16 protein-coding genes and 4 pseudogenes are annotated in these 19,919 nt (G+C 50.7%); 7 read left to right on the forward strand and 13 right to left on the reverse strand.

Annotation, left to right across the window (positions count from 1 at the left end; all coding sequences use genetic code 11):
* The first annotated feature begins 84 nt into the window (after positions 1-84).
* The gene (locus MIH18_RS10110) at positions 85-1,083 is read left to right on the forward strand and encodes an XdhC family protein (RefSeq protein ID WP_249014472.1); all 999 of its coding nucleotides are present in this window, start codon (positions 85-87) and stop codon (positions 1,081-1,083) included.
* On the opposite strand, the pseudogene MIH18_RS10115 reads toward MIH18_RS10110, so the two are convergent.
* The 3 genes and pseudogenes from MIH18_RS10115 to MIH18_RS10125 all read right to left on the reverse strand — a co-directional run.
* Positions 1,011-1,214: pseudogene (locus tag MIH18_RS10115) on the reverse strand (integrase core domain-containing protein); the annotation flags it as partial. The gene MIH18_RS10110 and the pseudogene MIH18_RS10115 overlap by 73 nt on opposite strands.
* Before the next feature lie 12 nt (positions 1,215-1,226).
* A pseudogene (locus tag MIH18_RS10120) lies at positions 1,227-1,412 on the reverse strand (IS110 family transposase); the annotation flags it as partial.
* Complete coding sequence (locus tag MIH18_RS10125) at positions 1,413-2,114, reverse strand: reverse transcriptase domain-containing protein (protein ID WP_249014473.1); 702 nt, start codon at positions 2,112-2,114, stop codon at positions 1,413-1,415. It abuts the pseudogene before it with no gap.
* 620 nt (positions 2,115-2,734) lie between these two features.
* Between MIH18_RS10125 and MIH18_RS10130 the strand changes: the two genes are divergently transcribed.
* From MIH18_RS10130 to MIH18_RS10140, 3 genes are all read left to right on the forward strand, one after another.
* Positions 2,735-3,466 carry a hypothetical protein gene (locus MIH18_RS10130; RefSeq protein ID WP_249014474.1) on the forward strand — a complete coding sequence of 244 codons (732 nt, stop codon included), beginning with the start codon at positions 2,735-2,737 and terminating at the stop codon, positions 3,464-3,466.
* 103 nt (positions 3,467-3,569) lie between these two features.
* Positions 3,570-3,929, forward strand: coding sequence for a hypothetical protein (locus MIH18_RS10135; RefSeq protein ID WP_249014475.1), 360 nt, complete (start codon positions 3,570-3,572; stop codon positions 3,927-3,929).
* A gap of 271 nt (positions 3,930-4,200) precedes the next feature.
* Positions 4,201-4,650, forward strand: a complete 450-nt coding sequence (locus MIH18_RS10140) for a hypothetical protein (protein ID WP_249014476.1) — start codon at positions 4,201-4,203, stop codon at positions 4,648-4,650.
* 143 nt (positions 4,651-4,793) lie between these two features.
* Here the strand turns inward: MIH18_RS10140 and MIH18_RS10145 are convergent, their stop codons facing one another.
* The 5 genes and pseudogenes from MIH18_RS10145 to MIH18_RS10170 all read right to left on the reverse strand — a co-directional run bounded on the left by MIH18_RS10145 (position 4,794) and on the right by MIH18_RS10170 (position 13,405).
* Positions 4,794-7,607, reverse strand: a complete 2,814-nt coding sequence (locus MIH18_RS10145) for a DEAD/DEAH box helicase family protein (protein WP_249014477.1) — start codon at positions 7,605-7,607, stop codon at positions 4,794-4,796.
* A gap of 351 nt (positions 7,608-7,958) precedes the next feature.
* Complete coding sequence (locus MIH18_RS10150) at positions 7,959-9,545, reverse strand: RNA-binding domain-containing protein (protein WP_249014478.1); 1,587 nt, start codon at positions 9,543-9,545, stop codon at positions 7,959-7,961.
* 16 nt (positions 9,546-9,561) lie between these two features.
* Positions 9,562-10,392, reverse strand: a complete 831-nt coding sequence (locus tag MIH18_RS10155) for a restriction endonuclease subunit S (RefSeq protein ID WP_249014479.1) — start codon at positions 10,390-10,392, stop codon at positions 9,562-9,564.
* Positions 10,385-12,782, reverse strand: a pseudogene (locus MIH18_RS10160) (class I SAM-dependent DNA methyltransferase). Before MIH18_RS10160 ends, MIH18_RS10155 begins: the two are co-directional and overlap by 8 nt.
* A complete protein-coding gene (locus MIH18_RS10170; protein ID WP_249014482.1) occupies positions 12,779-13,405 on the reverse strand; it encodes a DUF6088 family protein in 627 nt (208 codons plus the stop codon). The pseudogene MIH18_RS10160 and the gene MIH18_RS10170 overlap by 4 nt, the downstream one beginning before the upstream one ends.
* Before the next feature lie 17 nt (positions 13,406-13,422).
* Between MIH18_RS10170 and MIH18_RS10175 the strand changes: the two genes are divergently transcribed.
* Positions 13,423-15,858 carry a DEAD/DEAH box helicase gene (locus tag MIH18_RS10175; protein ID WP_249014483.1) on the forward strand — a complete coding sequence of 812 codons (2,436 nt, stop codon included), beginning with the start codon at positions 13,423-13,425 and terminating at the stop codon, positions 15,856-15,858.
* Positions 15,859-16,172: 314 nt separating this feature from the next.
* Here the strand turns inward: MIH18_RS10175 and MIH18_RS24040 are convergent, their stop codons facing one another.
* Both MIH18_RS24040 and MIH18_RS24045 read right to left on the reverse strand, forming a co-directional pair.
* Positions 16,173-16,358 carry an Abi family protein gene (locus tag MIH18_RS24040; RefSeq protein WP_349293799.1) on the reverse strand — a complete coding sequence of 62 codons (186 nt, stop codon included), beginning with the start codon at positions 16,356-16,358 and terminating at the stop codon, positions 16,173-16,175.
* A complete protein-coding gene (locus tag MIH18_RS24045) occupies positions 16,325-16,555 on the reverse strand; it encodes an Abi family protein (RefSeq protein ID WP_349293800.1) in 231 nt (76 codons plus the stop codon). The genes MIH18_RS24040 and MIH18_RS24045 overlap by 34 nt, the downstream gene beginning before the upstream one ends.
* 27 nt (positions 16,556-16,582) lie before the next feature.
* Here MIH18_RS24045 and MIH18_RS10185 point away from each other — a divergent pair.
* Positions 16,583-18,122 (forward strand): annotated as a pseudogene (locus MIH18_RS10185) (IS3 family transposase).
* Here the strand turns inward: MIH18_RS10185 and MIH18_RS10190 are convergent.
* Positions 18,073-18,294, reverse strand: coding sequence for a hypothetical protein (locus MIH18_RS10190; protein WP_249014670.1), 222 nt, complete (start codon positions 18,292-18,294; stop codon positions 18,073-18,075). The pseudogene MIH18_RS10185 and the gene MIH18_RS10190 overlap by 50 nt on opposite strands.
* Positions 18,295-18,683: 389 nt before the next feature.
* On the opposite strand from MIH18_RS10190, the gene MIH18_RS10195 reads away from it, so the two are divergent.
* Complete coding sequence (locus MIH18_RS10195) at positions 18,684-19,121, forward strand: GFA family protein (RefSeq protein WP_249014484.1); 438 nt, start codon at positions 18,684-18,686, stop codon at positions 19,119-19,121.
* 107 nt (positions 19,122-19,228) lie between these two features.
* Here MIH18_RS10195 and MIH18_RS10200 read toward each other — a convergent pair whose 3' ends face one another.
* Both MIH18_RS10200 and MIH18_RS10205 read right to left on the reverse strand, forming a co-directional pair.
* Complete coding sequence (locus MIH18_RS10200) at positions 19,229-19,633, reverse strand: DUF2339 domain-containing protein (protein ID WP_249007405.1); 405 nt, start codon at positions 19,631-19,633, stop codon at positions 19,229-19,231.
* A 62-nt stretch (positions 19,634-19,695) separates the two neighbouring features.
* The gene (locus MIH18_RS10205) at positions 19,696-19,872 is read right to left on the reverse strand and encodes a hypothetical protein (protein WP_249007404.1); all 177 of its coding nucleotides are present in this window, start codon (positions 19,870-19,872) and stop codon (positions 19,696-19,698) included.
* Positions 19,873-19,919 lie beyond the last annotated feature (47 nt).

Consider the following 19,919-nt stretch of genomic DNA (forward strand, 5'->3'; position numbering starts at 1 on the left):
AATCCCAAATCGGGCACCGACAACGAGTTCAACAATATGGGAGAATTAGAGCAATCCCATTGCTACGAAGTGTGGACGAGATCGATGGACTCCCTTGAGAACTTGATAACAAACTTCATTTCTTACCGGGAAGATGGCCAACGAGTCGCGCTGGTGACTTTGATTGGCAATACCGGTTCCTCACCACGGCCGCTCGGAACTCAGATGGTAGTTTCGGAGGATGGGCGTTCAGTTGGCTATCTGACGGGTGGTTGCGCAGAATCGGTCATCGTCTCGGAAGCGGTTGCCGCTATCGGAGCCGGCCATAATCGCCAGATCCGTCTGGGTGTTGGCTCACCCTACATCGATATTCAACTGCCTTGTGGCGCCGGCATCGACCTTTATATAGACGTAGGTCTATGCGACGAAAAGGTGCAGCAGATAGAGTCAAGCCTGCAGTCCCGCTCTCCGGTCGCTCTAGACACATCTATGACAACCGGGAAACACCAGGTAGTGCTGGATTCGGCCCAGGCGTTGGCAACTGGGGTGTTCAGGCGTTGGTATCTGCCTCGCCGCCGCCTGCTAATTATGGGGAAAGGCCCAAATACTACTGCACTTGCCAGCCTTGGCACTGCATCGGACTATGAAGTAGAGGTGTTCTCACCGGATCGAAATACACTAGAGGCCTGTTCTCGCGAAGGTATTACCACCGGTGTATTGAAGAACCTTCAATCTCCTGACTTTCCACCAGTTGATACTGGCACTGCAGCCGTTTTGCTATTCCACGAGCATGATTGGGAGCCGTCTATTCTCAAGACACTGCTGACATCAGAATGCTTTTACATCGGTGCACTAGGGAGCCAAAAAACACATGAACAGCGCATTGTCCAGCTTCAATCTTTAGGTCTCGGGCAAGTTTCTGGCAGAATACATGGTCCAGTAGGCATGGAAATACAAGCGAAGACACCGATTGAAATTGCCATATCCATTCTTGCAGAAATCACGCTGACTTATCGATCCACTTGTAGTGGTCAACTAATCCCGGACAGTATTTTAAGTTTTTCTTCGGCGACCACAGGCGGCATACCGGCGTTAAAAGTGTGAGGGCGTTGTCGGTTGTAGTAGTCCATCAGGTAGTCTCCAATATCCTTTCGTGCATCAAGAATTGATCGGTAGCCGAGTGACGGAATCCATTCACTCTTCAAGCTTCGGAAGACCCTTTCCATCGGAGCATTGACGCTCCTATGTCAAGGAACGCCTGCCAATGCCCCAAGATCTCCCATAATTAACGGGAACAATTCTCTGACGATGTATCGTTTGAGGCACCTGTGAATCTCTTTCGTACTCAAACCTTCATGGGTTCTGCGCTCGACGTAGATCTTGGTGCGAGGATCGCTCCGCATTCGCACCATGGCGATGGTCCACAGAGCATTCTAGTGGGTCGAGCATGATGTTCGCCAATAGTGGCGAAAGAGGCCCACCTTGAGGAGCACCCCCTCATGACTTTCACTATAGAGCTGGTTATCGATAACCCCAGCTCGGAGATAACGCTTAATCAATTTAAGAAGCCGTTTATCCTTCACTTTGTAGCCAAGGTACGTCATCAGTAAATCATGGTTAACTCGATCAAAGAACTTAGACAGATCAACATCAACAGAAAAACGGCGACCCGTTTTGATGATGCCTTGAACCTGCTTAACCGCTTGCTGCCCATTACGATTTGGACGAAACCCGAAGCTATTGTTCGAGAAGTCTGGATCGAAGATAGGAGTTAGTATTTGGGCAATGGCTTGCTGAATAACACGATCAGTGACCGTGGGTATCCCTAATTGGCGTTTGCCGCCATCAGGTTTATCTATTTCAACACGTCTGACCGGAAAGGGATAATAGAGACCTGTTTCCAGTTCCTCAACGACCTCTTTCCAACGGCCATACCTTGCCCAAGCGGGGAACTCATCAACGGTCATCCCGTCGATGCCAGCCGCCCCTTTATTGGCTCGAACGCGTTTCCATGCCGCCTGAAGGTTTTCAGGTTGCAACGCTTGTCCGAGTAGATCTTCGCTAAAGGCTGGCTTCATATCCATACGCTGAATCACGTCATCACCGGACGGTGTTCGTGTGTTCAAGTCTGTCATGGCTCCTCCTTTATTCAACTAAGTGTTCAGGCCTTCACCGTGTCCCAACCATTACGATGGGCGTTTGGCTACTATGCCGTCTGCTGACTTCTGCTCAATCACCGGCGGGGTTACCCCTATCGGCGCTATCGGTGTCCATCTTGTTCGCTCGCAACCGCCGATGGCAACGGCTGCGCCCAGGCTTGATCGACCAGTGGCCTGACTGGTAATTGACCGATCGCTCGTTGAGCAGATCTCCCCAGATAAGAACATGTACTGTCACTGCACCGCTGCATCATTTACGGTGGCCGTTAGATCACATGGCTTCGCGGGAGGCCGCCCCGTCGGCTTGTGCCAACTCGCCTCCGGCCTACGCCTCATATAATGTTCTTGTTCATCAGCTCGCAGCTTTGCTAGCGGCTTACTTCCGGCCGGCGTTCCGGAGACCGCGCCTCACGGGTTGGCCCTTGCCATTCGCTAGTGGTTAGCGTTCAATCGGTAAAACCGGCTGAACGGTGATCTTTCCACAGGGGACTTTCACCCCATTAGTTCATGCCCATGCTGGGCGTACACAAGTCGTGTCTGTGGGCTCGTTAAAGTGAGCCACTGCACTCAGCGTTCGGTATTTGAGGAGAGAGATATTGGCTGAAGAAAACGACAGCGAAAAGAATCAGCTTCAGAACACAGCAATCGATTACGTTGCTTCAGGTGTAAAAGCAACTCTGGGCGCAATTCCGTTTGCCGGCTCGCTACTCTCGGAGATCGCTGGGGCGGTTATACCCAAACAGAGAATTGACCGGATAACCGATTTTGCAAAGCGCTTGGAACGACGTATTGCTCACTTAGAAAGAGATGCTGTGCGAAGCGAAATGGATGATGAGGAATTCACGGATTTAGTTGAGGAAAGCCTAAGACAGGCGGCTCGGGCAACCTCTGAGCAAAGGCGAGAGTATTTAGCGTCGCTCTTAGCCAACAGCCTGTCCAAAGATGCTGTAGAGCACTCTGAGTCACGGCACCTTCTTAGACTGCTCGGTGAGCTATCTGATGTAGAGGTTATTTGGCTTCGATTCTACGATAATCCAGTCATGGGTGGCGATGAGCAATTCCGGGCCCTCCACGAGGTAATTCTAGAGCCAGTAGCGGCTCACATGGGTAGTACTCAAGACGAGCTAGATAAGGCGGCCCTTCAGAAAAGTTATAAAGCCCATCTGGAACGGCTTGGATTGATAGCGGGAAAGCTCAAGACCGATCGTAACAAGAACCCTGAACTCGATAAAATGAGCGGTGAGTTCAAACGGCAGAGCTATCGGACTACTAACCTTGGAAGGCTCTTGTTACGAAGCATTGATCTAAATTCCGAGTTGAACTTGTAATGCCGAACAATGCCAGTCACGGCGACACCTAAGACATTATTGCGGCTTCATCTCCATTTCGTAGCCGCGAATGCAGGCGGCTTTAGGAGCAAAAGGAGCAAGTATGCATGAAAATCTCGATGATATAGCATTCAGCTTCTTCAAACTTTTCGCTCAGTACGAATATGCTTTAAAGGCTATGCAATTTGCGCGATCAGGACATGGTAACCAGGCCGAGCCTGATTGGAATAGATTTTCTAACGAAATTGGCTGCTTGGTTCTCAACGAACCCGACGGTGATCTTTTGAATGCGATTAACTTCCTTTTTGAGCATCCGCCAAAGAAACAGATTTTGCGTGAGGGTGTCCTGTCTTGGCAAACGATTAATGCTGACGAGCGATCGCCACAGATGCTTTTCTCCCATATCCGCCGGGTAAGAAATAACCATTTACCATGGTGGAAAATTCAATGGTCGGTGGTTTAATCCAGACCGCAGCGAAGCGTTGATCAGTAAGTCATTGATAGTCCTTCAAGCGTTACAAACAAAGCATGGTGGGCTGGCAGAAGCTATAAGCGGTAATCATGCCTAATGAAGCCATCCAAGGCGATGCCACTTCCTTAGCTCATTCGCCTTCACTACAAAGCCACTCATGCTAGCGGCGTTAGGTACTTATGGCGACTCGCAGACAAATTAAATCACTTCATGAGAATGCGGTCATCGGCGCTGCGCTGCGCTGCGTGCCCATAACCACAGAATGGGTGCAGTATTTTCAGTTGAATCTCAGCCAGATCCCCCGGATGCAATTCTGGTTGATGGAAATGATCGAACTTGGATGGAGCATACCGACGCTTTTTATCCGGGATGGGCTGAAGATGTCACGTCGTATGCGGCATCTGACAAGCCCCATAAGCCAATGGCTAGGGGTCTGCATTCAGATATGGACGAGCAACTTGCTGATGCTTTTTCCAAAATCGTTCTAAAAAAATTCAACAACAAAGAGTATAAGCCAGTGATAGATCAATTCGGCCCGGGTATTCTCGTAGTGGGTCTGGAATCACCATGGCTGGACGAGGAGACACTGCGAGTGATCAATCAAAAATGGGCCGTTTTGGGAAACCCTGATCTATCAAGCGTTTTCCAGTGGATTTACTTCGGGTACCGTTCAGATGGTCGAAACCAAGCAAAACTTTGGATCGGCAACTAACCAGCGCGTCAACTGGACCATGAACTTCCCACATTCTCCTCGCCACCTCTATCCGCAAGTGTAGAAAGGCGAATAATTCCACGCACTGCATATTTAAAGACTCCTACCTTCTACCCAATCGCATTTCTCATATTCTGCTGCATCTACGACTTGAACGCGCCATCGCTGGCAATCAGACGATACAACTCCATGTCCTGCCGGCGGCGCTTTAGCATGACTTCCTCAAAAATTTTCTCAAACGCCAGGGAGCGGTTATCGGCGTCCTGATTGTTTTGATACTTGGCTGTAAAATCCGGGTGGTCCTGAATATTCTGCATGATGCTCAGAAACTTCACCCTTTGCTCTTCCGGCGTTGCTTCCCATCCCTGGAACCAACGTTCGTTGAAACTCTGAATGATTTCGTCCAGCGGGTCCCTCTCTTGATCTCCGCCGTGAGTCCCGCGAGGATTCGGGTTCGCAGGCTTCAGTTCGCTTTCAGCGTCATCCAGGCCGATGCTGTGACTCAACTTAACCCGCTCAAGACCGTAAGATGACAAATCAACCGATTCGAGCAGCGCATCAATACTCTCCACATCTTTGTCTTTGATTTTCAGTTTTGGAATCAAGAACTTCAGAAACCAGAACAACTTCTCCCAAGCGATTATTTCGAAGGGCATGATAGACGCCACCTGGCCGTATATCTTAACGAACTGCTTGGCTTTGATTTTGAAGTCCGCTTTTTCCTCATCCGGCAAATCCAGCTCACTGTTAAACTGTGCAGCTGCCGTGTCGATAATGGGACTGAGCTTTTGCGCGTCGGCGTCATCGAAATACAAAGCGATAAACGCTTCAACTTCCGGCCAGTCATAAACGCCGACCTCCTCCAGGTTGTCTTTCAGCTCGTGCAACACGTTGATATCATTGACTTCAGACAGACTGGTCGCGGTGTAAAAGGGATCGAAAGCTGTTTTGATATCACCCACAGCGTTGAAGAAATCCAGTATGAACAGGTCTTCCGTTTTCTTACCCCATTTTGGCGCAGCCCGGTTCAGCCGCGATAACGCTTGCACCGCCAGCACATTCTGCAGCTTTTTATCCACGTACATGATGCAGAGTTTGGGTTGATCAAAGCCGGTCAGGTATTTGTTGGCGACCACCAACAAGCGGTATTCGTCTGTGTCGAACTGCACCCGGGTCTCGGTTTCCGCAAAACCATTCATCTGCGTTTCGGTGTATTCAATGCCATCCACCTCTTTAGCGCCAGAGAAGGCCACTAACGCCTTAAAAGGATAACCACGCTTCTCCAGGAATCGCTCAATCGCCTTGTAGTAGCGAATGGCCGTTTCTATATTCTGGGTAATCACCATGCCCTTGGCTTTACCCTTAAGGCGCTTGCCGTTCACCAACTGCAAAATAAAGTGCTCAAGCATGATTTCCGCCTTTACCGCAATTGTTTGCGGGTGCCGCTCTACATAGGCTCTGAGTTTCTTCTGGGCTTTACCGGTGTCGAACAGCGGGTTGTCCTGTATCGACTTCTGAATCTCGTAGTAACTGCGGTAGGTGGTGTAATTGGCGAGCACATCCAGAATAAAGCCTTCCTCTATTGCCTGTTTCATGGAGTAAAGGTGAAAGGGCTGAAAGCTGCCATCTGGCTGTAGCTCGCCAAACTTTTCCAACGTGCTGTTCTTGGGCGTGGCAGTAAACGCAAAGTATGAGGCGTTGCCCCGCATCTTGCGGGATTGCATGGCAGTCAGAACTTTGTCCTGGGCGTCACCCGCCTCTTCTTCAGTGGCGGCCTGGCCCATCGCCTGATTCATGGTTCCGTGGGCACTGCCATCTTGCGAGCCGTGGGCTTCATCGATGATAACGGCAAAGCGCTTGTCGCTCATATCGGCGATGCCATCAATAATGAACGGGAACTTTTGAATGGTTGTGATAATAATCTTCTTGCCCTGCTCCAGAGCCAACTTAAGATCAGCCGACTTCAAGGCGGGCGCGATGATGTTCTTCACCTCGGAGAAGTCGCGAATATTCTCCCGCAGCTGTTTGTCTAGCAGACGCCGGTCCGTCACTACAATCACGGAGTCAAACAGCGGCACTTCCAGCCCCTTGGCACCGCGCACATCCAGCGATTCGGGGTAGGTTTCAATCAACTGATAGGCGGCCCAGGTGATTGAATTGGATTTGCCAGAGCCAGCAGAGTGCTGAATCAAATACGTTTGACCAACACCCTGCTTGCTGGCGTGGGCCACCAGCTTGCGCACCACATCCAGCTGCTGGTATCTGGGGAAAAACAGGGTGCGCTTATTCAAAGGCGTTTTGCTAGTGCCGTCCAGGCGAACAAAGTGCTGGATGATGTTGGCAATACTGGCCCGGCTGAAAACCTCTTCCCACAAATACGCACTTTTATGACCGCCGGGATTCGGTGGGTTTCCCGCGCCGTGATTATGACCTTTATTGAACGGCAGAAAAAACGTGCGTTGCCCGGCCAATTTGGTGGTCATGTAGACTTCATCTGTGTCTACCGTCATGTGCACCAGGCACCGGCCGAACTGAAGCAGGGTTTGGCTGGTATCGCGGTCTTGCCTGTATTGCTTCTGGCCGTGGAATAGCGCTGTTTGGCCGGTCCAGGGATTTTTTAGTTCTAGCGTGGCAAAGGGCAAACCGTTGAGGAAAAGCACCATATCAATCTCTTGCAGGGTATTTGTTATGGAATAACGTACCTGCCGGGTGCTGCTGAAAATATTTCCCTGAAAGTTTTGTTTAACTTTGCTGGAACTGCTGACCAAGGGAGCTGGATACATCAGGTGGAAATGAACGTCGTCGATATCCAACCCGCGCTTAAGCAGGTGCAGGGTTCCGTATTTTTTCGCCAGCCGGTCAAAGCGGTCTAGAATCCGTGTTTGCCAGTTATCGTAGCGGTCTTTCAGGCGATTCAGCTCGTCAGCCTGGGTAGTTTCCAGAAACTGGCAGAGCATGCCGGTGTCTACTGCATAGAAGGGGTTGAAGTCGCCGGGCTGGCCCAGGCGATAACCATGGTGCGGACTGAAAGGAACTGGCTCACGAATGCCCCGCTGCTCTTCCAGACAGGTGCCGGTCAGATACTTTTCGATGCCTGCTTCCAGTGCTTGCTAGTTGGTTTGGCTGACCATACTTCTCCCTGCTCTTTGCTATCGACTTCTTTCAATCAAATGAAGTGCTAGAGATACCCTTATGTTTTTACAGTGTTTTCTTCATCCAACATGTCGAAAAAAGATCGCACAATCAAATGAAAGAGAACGAAAAAATCACCCTGGGAATGTCTAAAAATGTTTAAAAATATCTGGAAATCATTGTTTAGACATTCGCCAAACCTTGCCTTCAACCACTATATCTCCCTGATTTTTAAGGGCTTGAAGAAGATTCCTGACCTTGCTGGCCTTCTGGCGTTCGTCTAAAACGTCTGGTAGCTTGTCTAAAAGAAGGCGGTCAATATCAGCTCGGCGCGCCTCCCCGAACCTCCCAATAAATTCACAGACCATTCCTTTGTAATGCTGGTCGTCAAATCCGCGATTACGGATGTACTCTGCCTTATCACCACTCTGCCTGGCGACACGTACTGAAATATGGAGATTTGGTTTGCGCCCTTCCACCAGCCCCTGCTGCTTGAGGTAACGAACCTGCTCAGAGGTCAGTGGCTTTTTCTTCTGGACTCGATCCAGCAAAATAATGTCATCAAGAGACAGGTCAGGCAGTTCCGCCAGTTTTCTGGCATAGCTTACATTCAGAACGCGGCCGGTTATCGTGACCTGAACCATGCCCCGGTCAAGCTGGTATTCCGGTAGCGGGAAGAACCGATTCTTTTGGGTAACAAACATCTTTCGGATGCCGCTGCCAATGGTGTCGATCATATTCAGGTTCACCATCGCCTCAGCGAGGAACCTGTTTCTGTATCGATTTTCCGGCGCATCCGAGCGGATGACCTCCTCGACAGAACCCGGTATAAAACTGCCAGAGTTACTGAAGCACAACCGACCATCCTCAAACTCAATGACCGACACCTTGCCGCCGAGCTCATAATCCTGATGGGCAATGGCATTATTAAGCGGCTCACGAATCACAAAAGGGTCGTACTGATCCACTTCTTCCGGAAACAGGCTACCTTCGGCCATGTAGCGATATTTGAGATTTCGGATCTTCTTATAAACCTGGTCAGCGTTGACTAACAGCGGACAAGAAAAGTGCTCGTAGTCTTTTTCAACGCCATCCCGATCCTTCAGTATCCAAGTAATCGTTGCTGTGGCAGGGTTCAGAAAGTGTGATGACTCTGATTTTCCTAGAAGCAGGATAGCGGTTCGGGTAATTCGCCCCTTGATCGTGACCTTGGCTTTGTTGAGGAAAGTTTCGTTATTCCAGCTATCCATCTGACCCGCCAGTTTTCGATGCTTTTTCGCGTATTCCTCTCGGGCAAGCGCAATAGCACCTGCATCCAGATCCGCCAACGTTGCATCGTGGCAGATACCGGCACTCCAGTCAGCCGTTCGGTTCTGGTTCCGGATTCGCTCAAGCTCTTCCAGTGACAGCGCTACCAGATACTCATGATCACGACCATAAAATTGCCCGGCCCATGCAACAGGAATCCCCTGAGGTGCAGGGGATATTTCGAAAAGCAGTACGCGGCCCTTTGGATGATTCACTGTATGGATGTCGAGAAAGGTCTGACGGGGCATGACTTTATCGGCGATCTTTTTTTTGAGCGATTGCAGCTCCCGACCTCTGTCACGATAACGGGTGGCAACAACGTTCCGATTATCATCTACCCCAAAAACCAGCCAGGCCGAAGGTTTTCCTTTCAGGTTGGCTTCGTTACTCAAGGCTGAAAAGTATTTGCCAAGCTTACCCAGATCAAAATTGGTTCTGGCTTCCTTGAACTCCACTAGTTCATTCTCGCCATCAAGTCCCAACAGTTACTTTAGTTGCTGATCTGGTGTCACTGACGCACCTCCGTGACATCAAGCTGACTCCCATCATAGACTGCTCCTTGAATAGCGCACGATTTGCCATGATATCCCAGTGTGCAGGTAGCTCCCCGAGCCACTCCACTCCGGAGCCCCGCATGGGCGCATCCGAATTCAGGCCGCGAGTTACCGCATTCTGGATCAGGATCTGTTTGCGCTCATTGAGTAAGGTGACTTGTTGTTCCTTGACATTTATTGCCTTATCGATTCGATCAATTTTCCGATCAAGAAAATTAACTATCCTATTTTGCTCTTGCAACGGCGGAAGTATGACTTTTATGTTAAAAAGGTCGTCGGTGTACAGCCTTATAAATCCCTCCATCACACCCGTTATTCGCCTTTTAAACTCAGCAAGCAGCTCAGGTTGAATCAGCAAGTAACCAACAAATTTCATGCTGACCTTCATACTCATTACATTATAAACAGAATAATCAGGGCTCGTTATTCCACTTAAATTTGAGACCGCAAGCAAACCATTAACCGCCTGCATTTTATTAATAACTAGCTGACCTTCACTTATCTTTTTATATCCGACTAACGAAGCAGCGCCCCCAGCTCGACCCTCAAGACTTGACCTCGGAACAACACCTTTAATTTTGCTCAACGAGAGTAATTTTTCTGTTCCCGTTTCTGACCGTTCGTTCACCTCGGAAAGCAAATTCTTGAGCCTACTTACATTCCAGTGGCTTGGCATTAGTCGAACACAACGAATACCAGAATCCATATATTCGCGGTAGAAGGAATCGTGGGAACAGAAATCAGTCATTCTCAACCCCCGAAACCTCGTCAACCCCCAAAATCTCCGCAATCAATCCCTCAGCCTGCCGTTCCAAAGCCACAATATCCCGTGCCACTTCTTCCATACTCCGCAGGGGCTGGTGTTTGTAGAAGTATTTGCTAAAGCTGACCTCATAACCAATTTTCACCGAATCGAGGTCAATCCACGCTTCTCCCACATGGAGTTTAACCTCATCCAGAAAGAACTGATGGATATCGTCTTTCAGGGCAATACTTTCGCTATCCCGTAAGTCTGTGCTTGATTCGTAGGTGATGTACTCGCTGGGCTTGTCGGTTGAGTAGTAGCCAAAATCGAGCAAACTAACCTGGCTGCAACCCAGCCGAGCTAGCAGGCTATCCAGCTTGTCGCCGCTGAACTTTTCTACTTTACGAACAACCTTCTCGGCGTTTTCGTCATACCAGCTGACGGCGTTGAGAATCTGGTTTTTATCACTCGCACCGGGTTTGATAACTGTGTCTTTTGCCAACGCTTTCAGCTCCTGATCCACCAGCGCTTTGAACCGATTGTAGTCACTGAAGATCTCGGTACCGATGGTGTCCATCAGGTAGCTGGCCACTTTCACCAACGCTGCGTGTTTTTTCCAGGTATCCGGGCTCAGCAGTTTTTTGCGCTGTTTGGTGTTCAGATTCAGGTCTTGTTCATCACACCATTTCAGAATGTCTTTTTCGTGGGTCTTCAGGGTGCCCGCCTGGTAGATAGCATCGCCCCATTGCTGGTAAATCCACGCCATGGGCTCGCACAGGGGTTTATCAAAACGCAGGGTTTCAATACGCTCAACGCTGAACTGCGCCATGCGGCGATCCGGACGTTCAATGGTGACTTTGTGATAGCCGAAATCGCTGTTATTGAACACCTGCGCGGCCATTCCGTCGCCGCTAGCAGGGCGGTCTTTAACGGCCAAATCCAAATACGCCTGAACGATGTCGGCGATGTGTTCCGGCGCAAATTCGCAGTTTTTATTACCCAGATTTTTGCGTAATTTGCGATATAGCTGGCTGGCGTCAATCAGCTGCACTTTGCCCTGGCGGTATTCCGGCTTGTTGTTGGTTAGCAGCCAGATATAGGTGGTAATGCCGGTGTTGTAGAACAGATTGTTGGGCAGCTGAATGATGGCTTCCAGCAGGTCGTTTTCAATAATATGGCGGCGAATATTGCTTTCGCCGCTGCCGGCATCGCCGGTGAACAGGCTGGAACCGTTGTGAACCGAGGCAATTCGGGAGCCTAGCGCGCCCTCACCTGAGGCCTTCATCTTGCTGATCATTTCCATCAGGAACAGCAGCTGGCCGTCGCTGGAGCGGGGTATTGCATCAGCCGATTCTTTCGTGCCCCAGTAATCCGCCAGGGTCACTTTGAAGCGCGGATCTATAACGTCACTGCCCTCTTTGATGAACTTCTGCTCGCTGCCCCAGCTTTTACCGTAGGGCGGGTTAGACAACATAAAATCAAAGCGGGTGCCGGCAAATTCGTCCGTCGACAAAGTGGAGCCCGCGCGAATGTTGGCCGGATTATTTCCCTTTATCATCATGTCGGATTTGCAGATAGCGTAGGTTTCGTCGTTGATTTCTTTCCCGTACAGGTGGATATCGCGCTGGGCTTGCGGGTTCGCGTACTTTTCGTCAACAAAGTTCTGGGATTCGGTGAGCATGCCGCCGCCGCCGCAAGCTGGGTCGTAGATGGTCATCACCGGTGGCAAGGTGTCTTTCACCGGATCAAAAACCAGATGCGTCATCAGCTCAATCACTTCCCCCGGGGTGAAGTGCTCACCAGCTTCTTCGTTGTTGTCTTCATTGAATTTGCGGATCAACTCTTCAAAAACATACCCCATGCCCAGATTGGTCAGAGCCGGCAGGCGGTTGCCATCCGGGTCGTCTATTTCTTTCGGTGTAAGGTTTATATGGGGCGAGGTGAACTTTTCCAGCACATCCAGCAGCCCGTCTTTGCTGGCCATGTGGCGCACCTGAGATTTCAGGTTAAACTTGCGAACAATCTCTCTCTGTGACGTTGTTACCGAAGCCGTCCAAATACTCTTCCAGGTTCGCCAGCAGAATCTGTTGGTTATTAGTGGCAGTTTGGTAGAGCTTTTTCAGGGTCCACTTGCTGGTGTTATAGAACACGTAACCAGACGCCGCTTTCAGCGCGCTTTCGTCCAGCTCGGTGAATTGCATTTCGTTCTGCTGAAACGCCACTTCTTCCATCACCGCGTCTTTTGTCGGCTCCAGTAACGCATCCAGGCGTCGCAGAACCACCATCGGCAGAATCACATCGCGATATTTTCCGCGCACATACACATCACGTAAACAGTCATCGGCAATCGACCAAATGAACGACACCAGTTTGTTGTGGACAGCTTGGTTCACTTATAAAACTCCGTAATTGATTCTGTGGTGCGCCCTGCCTCGTATTGCCTGAACGCCTCACTCATCCAGGCCGGCATTCTTGAGGACCGAAGTGTTTCGAACTCTTCCTCGCTCAGCCCTTCTTCTATGTTCCGCATCACTTCGGTGTTGATGTTGTTCTCTCCCAGATACCAAAGCGCAGAGAGTGCCAAACCAGGCTTCTGGCCTGCATGCTGAAGTTTCCTTCCACTGCTGGTGTGCACGAGCTTCACTTTGAGGTTTCCGATACAAATGTCACGGGTAGGCCCACTCGTATAGTAAACCGGTGTCGTTGGCATTTGGGTACTGAGTTTGAAACGACGAGCCGCTTCAGCACCGTGCACCTGGATGGTTTCACCATTGTCTTTCGCAATCACCTCGACCACGCGAGAAATATCCGGCATGACGTTGCCGACAAACCAACTTTGTTTGGGTCTGACAAAAACGCCACGTGCAATCCGCTGGATAGCACCTTCTTCTACGAGCCTGGATAGTGTTTTGTCGACAGCAGAACGCGACCCCAGCTTCAGGAACCGGCTGCTAGTGAATGGCTCGCCTCTTAGGACACTGGCGATACTGTGCTTGACAGATTCTGTAACAGACATAGCGTGGCCTTCAATTTATGTCTGAAAGACTACTACTTTTTATGACATTTTTAAAGGTACAACGGACTAACGGAAACTATTCAGCCATACTTCAAAGAATAACTAAGCAGGAGGCACGTATCCGAGTAGATGATGAGCTCGCAGCCATTGAACTGAGGTTATCTGAGCTTGAGAAGGAAAAGGCCACCCTCCTTTCCCGAAAGAAAGAGCTTCATAAAGCTGCGAGCCGACCCACGTTATCGCATCTAACCCCCAGTCAAAAAATCGAATTGTTCCGGAAGCTCTTTCGCGGCAGAACGGACGTGCATGCAATTCGCTGGCAGGGTGCCGGTGGCCGCTCCGGCTATGCCGTGGCCTGCGAGAACGAGTGGGTCCCGAATATTTGCCAGAAACCCAAGATCAAGTGCGGAGAATGTCCACACAGAAAATTTAAGCCTCTGGATTTCAACGCAGTGTACGACCACCTGTCTGGCAAGCATGTCGCTGGGCTATATCCTTTACTAGCGGACAGCTCCTGTTACCTCCTGGCGGTGGATTTTGATAAGGACGACTGGAGAGCAGACGTTCGCGCGCTGGCCCAAGCCTGTCGTGGTGAAGGTATTCCTTATCTCGTTGAGGTGTCTCGATCCGGTGCTGGCGCCCATCTATGGATCTTCTTTTCGGAAGCCGTCTCGGCCGGGTCCGCAAGGGCTCTGGGGTTCAAGTTGCTAAATAAAGCTATGGAACTTCATCCAAGCTTGTCCTTCGATTCCTATGACCGATTGTTCCCAAATCAGGACACGATGCCCGACGGCGGGTTTGGCAATCTGATTGCCCTTCCGCTTCAACACGAGGCGCGAAGTCGCGGATGTACTGTGTTCGTCGACGATGAATTAACTCCATATGCGGATCAGTGGACGCTGCTCAGGGAGCAAAAAGCCCTTTCCTCAGCCCAGCTGCGAGAGAAGATTGGTAGGGAGCCTGATTCCGATTTTACAGAGGAGGTTTCGATGCCGTGGGAGCAATCGTCACCGGTCGAAACAGGGATAATTACAGGATGCCCTGAAAGCATCACGCTCATCCTGGCCAATCACATTTATATGAAGCTGTCAGGCATACCGGGGCCATTGGCGGCGCGAGTAAAGCGTATGGCCAGCTTTGCCAATCCGGTCTTTTTCAAAACACAGGCACTTCGCTTCTCTACTCGTGGTATTCCTCGTTACATCTCCTGTGCCCGGATTGAGCAAGGTTATCTATCGGTACCGAGAGGCTGTTTTGATGAGTTACAAGCATTGTTGCTGGATCAGCGGATAACGATAGAGGTCGATGACCACAGGAGTTCGGGTCAGCCGCTGGTCGCCGTCAGTCTAAAAGCAACCCTGCGTGATGATCAAAAAAAGGCTGTGAAGGCGCTTGCCGATCACGATACTGGAATACTCCACGCCCCGACCGCTTTTGGGAAAACCGTAACGGCAGTTGCCATTGTAGCCAAGCGTGGGGTCAACACATTGATCCTGACTCACAATCGTCAGTTACTGGACCAATGGAAGGAGCGCCTGGAAACCTTCATTGAAGGTGCAGCCGTGGGTGTGATTGGTGGTGGCAAAAAGAAACCTACCGGTCAGATCGATGTTGCCACCTACCAGAGCCTGATCAACAAAAAAGACAACACCGTCTCAAGCCTAGTCAGAGATTATGGACAGGTCATCATAGACGAATGCCACCACATCTCCGCTCCCCGTTACGAGATGCTTCTTAATGAAGTCAGCGCCCGTTACGTAGTTGGCCTGACGGCAACACCTGACCGTCAGGATGGGCACCAAAAAATCATGTTCATGGTTGCGGGACCCGTTCGTCACAAAGTTCGGGCGGACCACAGTTCCAGGTTTGTCCAACGCCTCATCATTCGGGAGCGTCATGAAAGTCCGCCCACCGACATTTATCAGTCGGGTGGGCGGCCCCATATAGCATCGGTTTACCGTTGGCTCTCCCAGAGCCCCGCCCGGAATCAGGATATTGTTCAGGATGTCGCAAACTGTGTGCGCAACCAGGCAAACTGTCTTCTGCTGACCGAGCGACGAGAGCACGCGGAGACGCTGGCGATAATGCTGGACGCTGAATCCATACCGTCGGTTGTGCTGCGTGGGGGAATGCGCGTCAGAGAGCGCCGGGATGCAGAGGCGCGGTTACATGAAACTCAAGTTATCGTTGCAACAGGGAAATACATCGGAGAAGGTTTTGACTTGCCTCGGCTAGACACTCTGTTTTTAGCTCTGCCAATCGCCTGGAAAGGAACGCTGGCGCAATATGCCGGCAGGATACACCGCGAAGCCGATGGCAAGCAGGAGGTTACCGTGTATGACTACTTGGATGCTGGCCTGCCAATGCTAGAGCGAATGTTCCGAAAACGCGAGAAAGGCTACAAGGCAATGGGGTATCAGTTTGGCTCTTCCGGGCAAACCAGATTGCTGTAGAGCGGAGCAAATCTTGAGCCGCTGCGAGCTTGGCCGCCATGGGAGTAGGCAATGCCCTCTTGTCATGCACGATCCTGCTAAGAGTATTTCTGCGCACCCCCCCATAGCTTCGGCGAGTTCGCTGACTTCAATATTCATCAGTTCCAGGAATTCGGTTGCCAGCACTCAACTCCAAAAAACGTCGCTCCGCCAACTAGCCGGAAACCCCATAGCCTCTTCTGACACGGAAGGAAACTCATCAAACACCCCTTTCACTCGTTGATGCCAGTTCGTATCTGGACTGACCTTGCACATCAAGTGATTGAGCATACACATCACGACATAAACCCGAACACCCGAACATTATCCCTAGGGCGAGTCAGAGATTCAGGCCATAGAAACGAAGCCTTTTTGGGTAATTCCGGCTTGATCCCGAGCTCACGGTTCCAGAGCCTGGCGTGATGAGCACAAATATTGCGGACTATCGTCAATGTGTGGAGCCACGACTGCAGCAATGGCAAGGGAGATCCATGCGTCTCGCAATCGCTTTTCTGTCTGCGTCCTTTGCCAGGCCTGCATACAAGTGCGATAGCGCACCCATTGTCAGCTCTTCCAAGGCAGCCCAGCCCGGCATCAACTCTGGCGCCGAATATGTCAGGCCATAGTGGCCCCCCTCTGCCAGCCTAGTTGTCCAGTTGGCGATTTTGCCTAAATTCATGTCAGATTGGGCGGTATGAGAGCAGTCATGCCACGTTATTCCGAGGAACGTAAAGCGGCCGTGTTGAAGAAGTTATTACCTCCGCAGAACCGCAGTGTGGTGCAGGTGGCGGCAGAGGAAGGCATATCGGATGTGACTCTGTATAGTTGGTTAAAACAGTGTCGACAACAAGGAGTGCCTGTGCCGGGTTATCGTAATGCTGGAGACGATGGGTCTCCTGATGCCAAGTTGGCCGTCGTGATCGAAACGGCGTCTATGTCTGAAGCGGAACTGGGTGCGTATTGCCGCCAGAAAGGCCTGTATCCCGAGCAGGTGCAGCGCTGGAAAGAGGCCTGCCTACACGGTACGGGCCTGCAAGAAGGGCAAGAGAAAACCGCTCAGAAACAGCAGCGCGATGCCCGTAAAACCATCAAAAAGCTGAGGGCGGAAGTTCGCCGTAAAGACCGGGTTCTGGCGGAAACAACTTCTTTGTTGGTGCTGTCAAAAAAGCTCGAAGCCTTGTACGGCGAGGCCCCGGACAGCGAGGACAACTGACACCGCTGACCGAACGTACAAGGCTGTTAAACGACTATGACGAAGCTGTTGCCAGTGGCGCGGCTCGGTACAAGGCAGCCGATTTGATGGAGCTGAGCCAGCGCACGTTGAAACGCTGGCGACGCGCTAACGGCACTGTGGCAGAGGACCAGCGCCCGCAAGCGGAGCGCGTTGTGCAGCCACACCAGCTCACTCACGCTGAAGAAGCGGCCATCCTGGATACCTGCAATGAACGGGAGTATCAGAGCTTGCCACCGTCCCAGATCGTGCCTCGACTGGCGGATAAAGGGCTTTATCTGGCGTCGGAGTCTTCGTTTTACCGAGTGCTCAAAAAGCACCAGCAATTGAATCATCGGGGCCGTATGAAACCGCCGCGCAAAGTCCCTGAGCCTACCAGCTTTACGGCCACTGGCCCGAACCAGGTGTGGAGCTGGGACATCAGTTATTGTCCTTCAGAGGTGCGCGGTCAGCACGGGTATCTGTACCTGATCATGGACATCTACAGCCGCAAAATCGTGGCGTGGGAAATCCACGAAGCAGAGTCCGGCGAGCTTGCCAAAAAGCTCATAGATCGAGCTCTGTTGCGCGAGAGATGTTGGCAAAACCCACCGGTGCTGCACTCCGATAATGGCGCGCCGATGACGTCCTACACACTGAAAGCGCGGCTGGCAGAACTGGGTATGTTGATGTCTCACAGCCGACCCAGAGTGAGCAACGATAACCCGTACTCAGAGTCGTTGTTCAAAACGCTGAAGTACTGCCCGAAGTGGCCCGCCAAAGGCTTTAGATCACTGATAGCGGTGCGTGAATGGATGCTGTTGTTCGAGCAAGCCTACAACGAGGAGCACCTGCACAGCGGCACCAAGGTGTTGATGCAGAGTTGTTAGCCAAACGTGAAGCGGTGTATGAACGAGCAAAGAGTCTGAATCCCCGGCGTTGGTCTGGTGATACTCGAAACTGGACAGTCGCCGGAGCCGTATCGCTCAACCCTGGAAAATTGCAGGAAATTGAGCGCAATAAACAGGCTGCTTAAGTGCAGCTATTTGGACAACTGGGTTGCAAATCACCGATTTCTTAAGCGCAGTATTGACGGCTTTCTGCGCCAAATCTAGAGGCAGATAGCTTTGTTTGGGTAAAGTTGAAGCGTGCAGGCTATTGAAAGCTACTAATGTTAATGCTGCAATGGCAATATATTTTATAATCATAATAAAATACCCTAATTAACAATGAAACTATAAACACAAATTAAGCTTTTGTTTAAGACCAATCAACTGTTTTGTTAGAAGATGGGCCCCACTCGTTAAACAATGACTGGACGATCATAAGTGTTTTCCTTCAAGCCGAGTTGAAAGAGCAGCATCTGAACGAAATCGATGCCTTGGTCAAAAAAGCCAACGCGGGGAAACCTGAACAGCTCCATGGACAGGAAGACGCGATTCAGGCTTCGCGCTTAGTCGACCGGCGGCTGCTCTGCTTAGAGCACCTCGATTTTTATTAAGGTATGCACTACCCTGAACTAAGGAGTTCTGCTTGGCACGGACTGAGATATGATTACCAGTTTTTTCAACACTTTTTCGATGGAAGGGAGAGAAAAATGACTCATAAATATTCAGGTGGTTGTGATCACATTCATACCCATTCTGAACAGGACCCGATTGACAATCACACCTGTCATTGTTCTGTGTGCAAGAGTGTAACCGGGCAACCCATGACCCATGTTGTATTTTTCAACCACGAAGATGTGGCGGTAGACAATGAAGCTGGGCTGAACCGGCAGCCGTTCAATGCGAACAATCCCGATGGTCCACTGGAATTGTGCACCTGTGGGGAATGCGGGACGCCTATCATGCTGAACGACAAACAAAACCGGATAAGAGCGATCGTGCCCAATTTGATGGGCTTTGACGCTGCTTTCCCTGCGGCGAGCTATCACGCGTTTTTCGATCCTGCAGCCGGAGTTGCCAAACCTGAGGATGGTCGACCAGTGTTTGAAGGGCTGAGGCCCGATTTTGTCTGGCCTGAAGGATCGTAGGCCACAAGCTTTGGGCAACGGGTTACCAAAATTTCGTTCTCCCGTTGCCATCATAGCGCCGAGCAATTTGGCTGACCGAGACTTCCGCCACCCGCGTCTGTGCTAAATCACCGGAGCGACGGGGTCTTGTGTTTTGTCCGTGCCTTTCTATCAGTCTTCGATAACGTGTGCGCCAGCTTAAATGGGTGTATACGCAACGCTTCAATCGACATCACGGTCGGGTGGGGTATGTCCTCTAGGGCCGGGACAAGGCAGTCCTTGTCGGGAAAGACCGCACTTTCTGATACACCCAGACCAGTTCCATCAGCGCCAGGCACAGCCCCATAAAAGGCCGCAACTCGCCACAAGCTTTCCAAGCCTGCCATATCGATCAGGAAGATTTTTCCAATCACACTGCCCAGCAGGGCCATGCCGGCTTTAAAGAACACGGCATAGCCGTTCTTTCGGGCGAAGAAGCAGAAAAGAGCGATGTATCTATTTCGGTGCAATAGATACTCGATCAGAACGGACATTTTTTTTCATTTAAAGCGCCCAGTGATGTTCAACTAAACATAACGTGGCACTCTAAATTTATTTAGTATTCAGGATGCTTGAACAACGGTTTTTTTACAGCTTCAATCGGGCTTGCTTTCTCGATCGTTTTGTTGGGATAGCTCCGTTCTTCATTAATACGATCTGCTAAACCGGAATGGGCATTTTCCATAGTGCTAAAAACAGCGGTGAGGGTTGCAGCGATAATTACTTTTTTCATATTTAATTTCTTGCTCTAAATTTGATGATTGAAACGAATCTACTTGC

The sequence above is a fragment of the Marinobacter sp. M3C genome (genome assembly GCF_023311895.1).
Classification (GTDB): Bacteria; Pseudomonadota; Gammaproteobacteria; order Pseudomonadales; family Oleiphilaceae; genus Marinobacter.

What these genes read in the sequence shown, in the direction of transcription:
- MIH18_RS10155 (WP_249014479.1), bottom strand. Translation starts at nt 10,392, where the DNA reads ATGACTGATTTCTGTTCCCACGATTCCTTCTACCGCGAATATATGGAT.
- MIH18_RS10175 (WP_249014483.1), top strand. Translation starts at nt 13,423, where the DNA reads ATGTCTGAAAGACTACTACTTTTTATGACATTTTTAAAGGTACAACGG.
- MIH18_RS10145 (WP_249014477.1), bottom strand. Translation starts at nt 7,607, where the DNA reads ATGCTCTGCCAGTTTCTGGAAACTACCCAGGCTGACGAGCTGAATCGC.
- MIH18_RS10190 (WP_249014670.1), bottom strand. Translation starts at nt 18,294, where the DNA reads ATGATTATAAAATATATTGCCATTGCAGCATTAACATTAGTAGCTTTC.
- MIH18_RS10195 (WP_249014484.1), top strand. Translation starts at nt 18,684, where the DNA reads ATGACTCATAAATATTCAGGTGGTTGTGATCACATTCATACCCATTCT.
- MIH18_RS10140 (WP_249014476.1), top strand. Translation starts at nt 4,201, where the DNA reads ATGGGTGCAGTATTTTCAGTTGAATCTCAGCCAGATCCCCCGGATGCA.
- MIH18_RS24045 (WP_349293800.1), bottom strand. Translation starts at nt 16,555, where the DNA reads ATGAATTTAGGCAAAATCGCCAACTGGACAACTAGGCTGGCAGAGGGG.
- MIH18_RS10170 (WP_249014482.1), bottom strand. Translation starts at nt 13,405, where the DNA reads ATGTCTGTTACAGAATCTGTCAAGCACAGTATCGCCAGTGTCCTAAGA.
- MIH18_RS10200 (WP_249007405.1), bottom strand. Translation starts at nt 19,633, where the DNA reads ATGTCCGTTCTGATCGAGTATCTATTGCACCGAAATAGATACATCGCT.
- MIH18_RS10135 (WP_249014475.1), top strand. Translation starts at nt 3,570, where the DNA reads ATGCATGAAAATCTCGATGATATAGCATTCAGCTTCTTCAAACTTTTC.
- MIH18_RS10205 (WP_249007404.1), bottom strand. Translation starts at nt 19,872, where the DNA reads ATGAAAAAAGTAATTATCGCTGCAACCCTCACCGCTGTTTTTAGCACT.
- MIH18_RS10125 (WP_249014473.1), bottom strand. Translation starts at nt 2,114, where the DNA reads ATGACAGACTTGAACACACGAACACCGTCCGGTGATGACGTGATTCAG.
- MIH18_RS10110 (WP_249014472.1), top strand. Translation starts at nt 85, where the DNA reads ATGGACTCCCTTGAGAACTTGATAACAAACTTCATTTCTTACCGGGAA.